Source organism: Pacificimonas flava (genome assembly GCF_000342165.1).
Taxonomy (GTDB): domain Bacteria; phylum Pseudomonadota; class Alphaproteobacteria; order Sphingomonadales; family Sphingomonadaceae; genus Pacificimonas; species Pacificimonas flava.
This window is the reverse complement of record NZ_AMRV01000027.1, coordinates 1-8,192: the sequence shown is the minus strand read 5'-3', so window position 1 is coordinate 8,192 and position 8,192 is coordinate 1. Positions and strand designations below refer to the sequence as shown.

The 8,192-nt window shown below is 55.2% G+C and carries 9 protein-coding genes; 5 read left to right on the top strand and 4 right to left on the bottom strand.

Going from position 1 to position 8,192, the window contains the following annotated elements; translation table 11 throughout:
- The 3 genes from C725_RS14930 to C725_RS16050 form a co-directional block, all read left to right on the top strand.
- Positions 1 to 490, top strand: a 490-nt coding sequence (locus C725_RS14930) for a hypothetical protein (protein WP_207790065.1), incomplete at its 5' end; no start/stop codon positions are given.
- Positions 491 to 630: 140 nt separating this feature from the next.
- Positions 631 to 2,070 (top strand): oligosaccharide flippase family protein, encoded by a 1,440-nt coding sequence (locus tag C725_RS14925; protein ID WP_008604003.1) that lies wholly within the window; start codon positions 631 to 633, stop codon positions 2,068 to 2,070.
- Between the two features lie 17 nt (positions 2,071 to 2,087).
- Positions 2,088 to 3,179: a glycosyltransferase gene (locus C725_RS16050; RefSeq protein ID WP_078056336.1), complete on the top strand. Its 1,092-nt coding sequence runs from the start codon at positions 2,088 to 2,090 to the stop codon at positions 3,177 to 3,179.
- Between the two features lie 17 nt (positions 3,180 to 3,196).
- Here C725_RS16050 and C725_RS14915 read toward each other — a convergent pair whose 3' ends face one another.
- The 3 genes from C725_RS14915 to C725_RS14905 form a co-directional block, all read right to left on the bottom strand.
- Positions 3,197 to 4,123, bottom strand: coding sequence for a site-specific integrase (locus C725_RS14915; RefSeq protein ID WP_243442771.1), 927 nt, complete (start codon positions 4,121 to 4,123; stop codon positions 3,197 to 3,199).
- Between the two features lie 72 nt (positions 4,124 to 4,195).
- On the bottom strand, positions 4,196 to 4,585 hold the full coding sequence (locus C725_RS14910; protein ID WP_038283749.1) for a type II toxin-antitoxin system VapC family toxin: 390 nt from the start codon (positions 4,583 to 4,585) through the stop codon (positions 4,196 to 4,198).
- On the bottom strand, positions 4,573 to 4,812 hold the full coding sequence (locus tag C725_RS14905; RefSeq protein ID WP_038283748.1) for an AbrB/MazE/SpoVT family DNA-binding domain-containing protein: 240 nt from the start codon (positions 4,810 to 4,812) through the stop codon (positions 4,573 to 4,575). The genes C725_RS14910 and C725_RS14905 overlap by 13 nt, the downstream gene beginning before the upstream one ends.
- Before the next feature lie 235 nt (positions 4,813 to 5,047).
- Here C725_RS14905 and C725_RS16910 point away from each other — a divergent pair, with 235 nt between their 5' ends.
- Complete coding sequence (locus tag C725_RS16910) at positions 5,048 to 5,470, top strand: antitoxin Xre/MbcA/ParS toxin-binding domain-containing protein (protein WP_338046357.1); 423 nt, start codon at positions 5,048 to 5,050, stop codon at positions 5,468 to 5,470.
- A complete protein-coding gene (locus tag C725_RS14895; protein WP_038283747.1) occupies positions 5,442 to 6,173 on the top strand; it encodes an RES family NAD+ phosphorylase in 732 nt (243 codons plus the stop codon). The genes C725_RS16910 and C725_RS14895 overlap by 29 nt, the downstream gene beginning before the upstream one ends.
- Positions 6,174 to 6,428: 255 nt before the next feature.
- On the opposite strand, the gene C725_RS14890 is transcribed toward C725_RS14895, so the two are convergent.
- Positions 6,429 to 7,853, bottom strand: a complete 1,425-nt coding sequence (locus C725_RS14890) for an ABC1 kinase family protein (RefSeq protein WP_243442770.1) — start codon at positions 7,851 to 7,853, stop codon at positions 6,429 to 6,431.
- Positions 7,854 to 8,192: the final 339 nt, after the last annotated feature.

Here is an 8,192-nt window from a genome sequence, read left to right as displayed (position 1 = left end):
GGATTGGGGCGGAACGTCCCCCTTCATGATGCACAAGTACGGGCTGCAGGTGGCATACCGGCTGGCCGATCGCGGCTACCCCGAACTGATGGAGCAGTTCGCGCGCGGCTGGATGTGGCGCTTTGGCGAAATTGGAGGGCACTCGGGTTATTATCCCAAGTCGGCAGGCGGCTTTGAAGTCCAGTTTCCCCCCGAATCGGCTTGGACATCAACCGAGGCTGCGATTGAATGGTGGAAGGTTAATACCAATCCTCCAGCATGGGAGGCACAGCGAACTAACTTTCACGGTGACGAAGGCTCTGTAATCGTTCTAACCGACATTGGTTTTAGCATGCTTCAAGACTTGGTTGGCCGAGAACTTATTGACCCCATAGACCGGCTTGATACTGTAGCCACGGCAAACCACTCGAGGGCCGTTAAGGCCGAACGGGTGACTGAAGGGTACAATTCCGCACGTTTCGCTGTCGTGCCTTGGGACGAAGGCAGATAGCGCTTTAACAGCCGACCGGTCGCTGAATGAAGAGGAAAGGCTGTGGCTCTTGTTACATGAGAGCCGCAGCCTTTTCGCGCTTCGCTATAAATGTTTCCCGCGCTAAGGCCCTGATTCCAGCTTGAAGGACCTTTTAGTTAATGGCCAAATTGAGACTGTTGCGGTTGGCTGCGTTTCAACAAGCCGCTACGTTTGGCATTGTCTTTATTACTAGCCTGATAATCGCGCGTGTCCTCACACCTAGCGAGATAGGTACATTCTCCATTGCAATGGCATCCGTCGTTATAGCCGATGTTATCAAGGCCGCCGGCGTAAGTAACTATTTTATATTAGCTGATGAGATAGATAAGACACGGGTTCAAGAAGCTAACGGCTTGGTCGGGGCGTTATCGCTAACACTCGGTGTTGTAATCTATTCGTCCAGGAACCTAATAGCCGACTTCTATGGTGCCCCGAGAATCGCCGATATTCTCTTAGTTGTCGCGATTAGCTATCCCCTTATTCCCTACCAAGCTATCCCGAATGCGCTCCTGGTTAGGGAGCTTAAGGTGGGAACTACGGGGATTCTTGCTATTGGTAGCCAGGTCATAAATTCTGGAACGGCCATTGTACTAGCGCTGAACGGTTACGGCAGTATGTCTTTAGTCTGGGGAATGTTCGCGTCGTCAATAACACTTGTAGTGACATACCGTTTCCTAGAGATACCTCACATGAGTTATCGCTTCCGCCTTTCCAACTGGAAAGCGGTTTGGTCGATATCAGCTTGGACCATGGCGAGTAGCTTGCTTAATAACGTAGGCGCCCGAAGCAACGAACTTGTGATAGGACGTACTCTCGGCATATCATCTGCTGCTTTCTTCGAAAGATCTTTGACCCTTCCAAGACTACTGTGGGCGAATCTGTCGCGACCAATTTTGGGAGTGTTGGCGCCCTTGACGTCAGACGAAATTCGCAAAGGAAGTTATAAAGAGTCCGACACGCTATTTCGGATGCAGGCGTTTTCTGCGTTGTTTTGCCCCGTCCTGTTTGCCTTGGCTACCCAATCTGGCCCGGTGATCAGGCTAATGTATGGCTCCCAATGGACCGCGGCGATCGAACCAGCCTTTTGGGTTTGTATCTCATCCGCCTTGGTGGGGCATTTCGTAACGTTAAATTCTGTCTTGATTGCACAAGGCCGTTTAAAAGAATTCTTTTACATCAATCTGTCTGAGCAAGTCGCAAAGGTGGGGGTCTTTGTCGTATTTGCTAACACCGATATCATCATCATTGCTAGAGCAATGCTCCTCGTTTCTCTGGTCTATATCTCGGCTTATCTATGGATCGGTAAAAAGATTGGAATGTTTCGCGTTTTTTCTGTGCTCAGGGCATTAGTACCGGTCCAGATTGTATCCGCAGTGACCTTAGGTGCGGGAATGATCATGGAATACCTATTTCAAGACGGTGGGGTTTCGGATGTCTTGCAATTGCTAATAGCTGCGGTGGGTTTCGGCGTAGTCTGGTCGATCGCTGTGAGACTATTGATGCCGCGAGTATTTAGTCTGGTCCTTCATGCTGCCTTTTTTATTCGTCGTAAGACGTGACTGCAGGCTAAAGGAGAATGACGCTGAAGCGAGAAAGTCGAATTGCCGGTATCGTTCCGAGAAGCTATTTCCCGTACCTTACAGGCGGATTGGAGTTCACAGCGAATATCTTAGCGGAAGAGTTGTCTTCTCAAGGCTATGGATATTTCGTTTTGGCCAAACGCGAGCAGCGAGGCCTTGCGAGCTTGGTCACGCGCGTAGCGGCAAAGGTACGCGGGCCGTACGCGTCGAAGAAAAAGTTAAATGGGTATCAGGCAGTCTACGACCAATGGCATCCGAGCCGGGCAGATCGGTTCATTGCTGATGCAAACTGCGACGCAGTGGTCTGTCACCTCTCGTTTAACGAAGAGGGGGTTGAAGTAGCCACCCGTGCTCAAAAACCAACAATGTTCTATCTGCATTCGAAACGGGTAGAGCCGAATCTCCGGGATGCAGTACGCCAGCTCGACAGAGTGAAGCTTGCCGGAGTTTCAGAATTTTCATGTAAGGCGCTTGAAGACGCAACAGGCCGTGCAGCAACCCTCTTAACGCCATGGTTAAATCCAAGGAAATATTTCGTGCATTCAACGGGGCAAAGCATCCTCGTTGTAAATCCCGATCTAAAGAAGGGCGGAGATATAGTTTGTGAGGTAGCCGCTCTGATGCCCGAGCGGCAGTTTGTAGTTGCCGGTGGCTGGCAGCTTCAGGCGCAAACTTCCGAAAACCGCATAATAGAGGAACGTCTGGCGCAGCTGGAGAATGTTACCCGTCTCGGCGTTGTCGGAGACATGCGGGGTCTTTTTGAGAACGCGGCCGTTCTTTTTTTTCCTTGTAGACAGCCGGAGGCATTTGGCAGGATTGTAGCGGAGGCGCACATTTGTGGGATCCCGACAGTGGGCACTGGAGTGGGTGCTCTGGGTACAACTATTGGCTCGGGTGGAAAGGTTCTCCCGTTGCAATCTTCTTCTAAAGACTGGGCCGACGCGCTTGAGATTGTAGGGTTTAGGGAGCGGACATTATACCAAGAGGCGGCGTTTAAAATGGCCGACACTAATACGCGAGGCTACGCCTACTACCTCAGAACTGTAGATGAAATCTTTCAGGACCTAGTAGGGGAACATCAAATGTAGTGGCGACCGACAATGCACTATAGGAAATTTGCCCCCGCATGATCCTCAAATCGCTCGGCTTGCCGAACATATTCCGATAACACCTGCACGGATTTATGCCTGCTAACATCTTGCATTTTGAAGAGGCTGGCACGGTTGTTTGCCGCCTCGGTTAGAAAGCCGGCTCTGAGGGAATGTCCGGCGTATTCGGATGGATCATAGCCAGCGTTTTCTGCGGCAGTCTTCACCAGCCTCGCGACTGCCCTGTCCGACATCGCACTCTCTGTGAGATCGCCACGCCGCGTAAGCTGGCGAAACAGCGGACCCTCAACATGGGCCGCTGCATTCATCCAATGCAAAAGAAGGCCCTTTGGGCGTATACGCTGCCCTTCCGGCACGGCAACGAGTTGTCCTTCGCCGTCTTGATCGGTTTTTGATCTTGCAATCACGAGTTCAAGACCCTGTGGAACCAAGCGGACGTCTCCAACAGCGAGGGCGACAATCTCCGAACGTCGCAGAGCAGCGGACATGCCGATAGCGAGGACCGCCCGATCACGCAGCGACCGGAGATCGTTGCCTTTTATCGTGTCCAGCATATGGCGCAGCGCGGAGGCATCAGCAGCACGCTTTCGCTCTCGTGGTCGACCGTGCCGCCGCCGAACTCCGGCGAGCACTTCTATCAGACGCCCGGATCCAGGCGCGGATCCAGGCGGCACCTCGCCGGCTTGCCGGTGAAAATAAGCGATTGCCGAAACACGCCGATGAATTGTGCGCGGATTGATGCCCCGCTCTGCTTCCCCGCTGGCAAATACGGCCACGACTGCCGGGGTGGCGGGCAGGGGCGAGAGGTCCCGTTCCCCACACCAGCTAGTGAAAATCCTCCAGTCGCTTTCATAAGCTCGCAAGGTCGCGGGCGAACGCGATGCTTTGGCATAGTCGGCGGCCCGTTCGATCTCTTCCCGCAAAACCCCCGGCAGCACCGAACCTCGCACTTGGGGAAGTGCAGGAGCGGGGCCATCCTTAGGCACGGTTCAGGCTCACCTGATGCATATCACTTTAACGCCTACGGCCTTGGCCACGTCCTTCCAAGCCCGATCCGCCGTCCAGACATCAAGCTGTTCTCGCTTCCCGAGCGCAAGGCAGAACCGGTCACCGAGCGATAGCCCGGCGTCCGCGGTGACTGAGCGCAGCATGCCGGCCTCGATCGCCAGTTCGCCGTCAGCCGGGAGCACTTTCAGGGCCAACGGCCGAAGCATCAGCCGCACGTCAGCTTCGCTGGCTCCAAGACGGGCGTAATAAGAATAGAGCTCGGCCTGATTCACCGCTCCAAGGACGGCCTTCGCGAGGACGGCTTCGACCTTCTGGCTGCCTGGCTCCTCGAGAAGCAAAGCGAGGAGCGCGGATGTGTCCAGGACTACTCCTGCCACGCGCCGCGTTCCGCAAGAAAGTCGTCGACGCTGCTGCTTGTCCCTTCGACGAGACGGCGGCTGATCGCTCTAGCTCGCGCAATGGCTTGGCTCGTTGTCATAACAAGCAGACCTTCGTCTGTTTCCTCAACCAAGAGCTCGCCGCCATCAGAAACCCCAAGCCTGCGCCGTATGTCAGCCGGAAGGCTCATGCGCCCATTTGGGAGAATTCTGATGCTCACAGTCATTATGAACTCCGGCTACCTAATTTCGTCAGTATGATTACTCCATGACACATCTGAATAGAAGCGACAAACCGAGGAGGTAATAACCCCTGATCGGGAGACTGCCATCTGCGTCGATCTCTGCACCGTCCGGCTTGGCCTGACGTAGTCCTAACCTCAAAAGGGTTCTGTCCGAGAATCACACTTATCGGACAGAAACCGCCGTTTGCCCAGATTTGGGGCAAAGATAGACATATGCATGAAAATAGCCTATATCGTTCATATGAAAGGATGCGTCGATATGCAGACTGTAGCTCTGTCTTCAAACGCACAAGATGACAGTGTCATCCTTAGTTCGGCCGTTGCAAAGATCGCCGATCTATGGGGTTTCACCAACGAGAAGTTGGGCGCTATTTTGGGGCTTTCGTCCGCGACCATATCCAGAATGCGTAGCGGTAAAAGCATGCTTGAGCCGAGGACGAAATCGTTTGAAGCTGGCCAAGTCCTCCTCCGGCTTTTCCGGTCTCTCGACGCACTCGTAGGCAGTGATGATTTAGCTGCGCGGGCTTGGCTCTCCGCTCCCAATATCGACTTGGCGTCCCGGCCTCTTGATCTCATTGAAAGGTTTCAAGGCCTCCTCTTGGTTTGTGATTATGTGGACGACTACCGAGCTCGAGTCTGAATTTCGGTCGTATGAGGATTTGGTCTGGCGCGTCGTGGAGGCCCAGCACCGGATTTCCACGAGCCGGCTTGCTGGGAGTATCGAAGACCAGAAGCGGCTGGAGGAACTGGCTGACGAGGCCAAACCGAAATTGCCCGTAAGTGCGCGAGGTCTGCACTATCTCCTCGCTTCGCCGTTTCGGTACGGGCACGCCGTATCCAGCCGTTTTCGAAAAGCCAAAGAATGGCCAGGCATTTTTTACGCGAGCGAAACAGAAGCTGGAGCGATTGCGGAAACGGCATATTGGAGGCTGCGTTTCATAAGTCGCTCTCCGGGGTTTGTGCTGGGAAACCGGACGAGCGAGCATCTCAGCTTTTCCGCTCGTTTGAAATTAGAACGGCTTCTCGACCTTACCAGAAAACCGTTCGATGAGTGGCATGGCCGTTGGACGGATCCAAACGACTACTCGAGCTGCCAGGACTTCGCGGGGGTAGCCAGACAATCGAGCGCTCAAGCACTTCGTACGGAATCCGCAAGGGCGGCCGAGACCGTGAATCTTGTGTTGCTAGATCCACAAGGGTTTGCGGACAATGAGCCAACATACGGCCGCACGTGGCATCTGCGGTATGAGAACGATCATCTCACTGCCTACGCCGCGGCGCCGGGAACACAGGTCTTGCGGTTTACGCCCGGAACGTTCGGGCTAGATTTCCCTCTCACGTAGATTTCCGGAAATATCCGGGTTCGTTCAGTCAATGACTGCTTTGCGCCCCAATAGCGGCCATAAAGTCAGGCGAGGACACGCTTGAAAGCTGCCGTTCCAAAGTTTCGTCTGATTGAGGAAAATAAGCCTTCAATCGCAATAGGTCGAAAAATTTTCTTCGCGATGCTTCTTGGTCGCTGAAGTGAGGCGCATGAAATCCTCGTTAAGTTCGGCTTTGCCGTATCGTGACCGTGCACGAATTAAGTTGCTCCTTCATTATGACTTTCGGATGAGCACCACCCCAGCAATCACAAGCGCGCCGCCAGCCAGAAGCCAGGATTGATCGACAAGCAACGCGCTAGCTATGATCAATGCGGCAGCTAGAGGGCCTTTCAAGGACTGACGCTCATTGCGAAGTCCAGCGAGCTGCTCGATACTGAGCGGATCGAGCTGAACCGGCACATATCCTGACTTTGCGATCGAGTTCGCAGTGGCAAGTATGTCGGGCAAGGACGCCGACAAACCCAGCAGCTGACCGCGAAGTCTCTTCAAACCCGACCGAGCGCTGCCGAGCGAGAACCGCTCGGCGAGAAGCTCCGTCATGATCGGCCGGGTCTCTTCGGCGATGTTGTAGTCCGGTGCCAGCGATCGGACGAAGCCCTCTGCAGTCAACAAGGTACGCAGAAGAATGGCCAGATCAGGTGGCAGAACCAGTCGATAATCCCGCAACAGGTCGAAAGCGCGGGAAAAAATCTGCGAGAACTCGATGCCAGATAGCACGGTCCCCCTGAACTCTCCGATCAACTGATCCAGATCCACCGCGAGCGCATCGCGATCCACCTTCGGCTCCCCCGCCCATGCGAGCAGGACATTCGCGACATCGCTGGTTTCCTCACCAGCGATCGCAAGGACGAGGCGGACGATCTCGTCGCGCCTGGCCTTGGTGAGCGTCCCGACCGATCCAAAGTCGATGAAGCCGACATCCTGCTCGCCGATCATGAAGACGTTACCGGGATGGGGGTCGCCGTGAAATTCGCCGTTCAGGATGATCATCCGCAGGACAGCGTTGGCATAGCTTTTAGCGAAAGCCGCCACCCGCGGGTCGCCCGATGGGCTGCCCAGCGAAGACGCGGGCCTGCCGTACAGGCGTTCCTGAACGTTCACCCGCAGCCCGGTCAGTTCCCAATGGATGGCCGGGGACCTGACGCCGATGGTATCGAGATATGCGCCGATCCGCTCGCAGGCTCGGGATTCCGCAGCGAGGTCCATCTCCCAGGCAAGATTGCGGCCGAAGGTCCGCAGAAACTCGACTGGCCGGTAACGCGCGATGTCCGGCGACCGTGCTTCCACGATCCCGGCAAGGCGTATAAGGAGGCGCACATCAGCCTCCATCCGAGCGGCAGTGCCTGGCCGCCGAACCTTCACGATGACCTCGCTTCCGTCCCGCAGTCTGGCGGAATAGGTTTGCGCTATGGAGGCAGAGGCCAAAGGCTTTTCGTCGAACTGCGCAAAGTCGCTCCGCCAGTCCTCACCCCAGCTTGAAGCAAGTACGGGCTCGATATCTGCGAAGGGCACTGACGACACCTGATCGTGCAGGGTTGAGAATGCCGTGATCCAGTGTTCGGTAAACAGATCGCTTCGGGTGGCGAGGAGTTGCCCCAGCTTTATGCCGACTGGCCCGATGTCACGGAGGAACGCCACAACTGCAGCCGGACGAAATTCGCGAGGATCGATGACATTGCTCGAAGAGGGAATAAATCCGAGGGCTCCGGCGAGATTCTTCGCGCCGTGCCTCATTAGGATTTGGCCGATCTCCGCGGCGCGAGCGATGCTGCTGATAGGCTTTTCCGGGGGCGATGCCATGATTTTACTCAGCCTCGGCCCGGAGTTGGTCCAGATTTTCCGATACCCTTGCAAGAATCTGCTGCAACGTTTGCTTCTCGTCGGCGGCAATGTCGCGCCAAAGCAGATCATGAAGCCTATCCGCGGAGCCTCTCAGTTCGGGCAGCATATCATCTAGCTGCTCCGTGAGGATGAGCC

Bases quoted from the DNA above. Each gene is read 5' to 3' on its own strand.
- C725_RS14925 (WP_008604003.1), top strand. From the start codon at position 631: ATGGCCAAATTGAGACTGTTGCGGTTGGCTGCGTTTCAACAAGCCGCT.
- C725_RS16050 (WP_078056336.1), top strand. From the start codon at position 2,088: ATGACGCTGAAGCGAGAAAGTCGAATTGCCGGTATCGTTCCGAGAAGC.
- C725_RS14905 (WP_038283748.1), bottom strand. From the start codon at position 4,812: ATGACTGTGAGCATCAGAATTCTCCCAAATGGGCGCATGAGCCTTCCG.
- C725_RS16910 (WP_338046357.1), top strand. From the start codon at position 5,048: ATGAAAATAGCCTATATCGTTCATATGAAAGGATGCGTCGATATGCAG.
- C725_RS14895 (WP_038283747.1), top strand. From the start codon at position 5,442: ATGTGGACGACTACCGAGCTCGAGTCTGAATTTCGGTCGTATGAGGAT.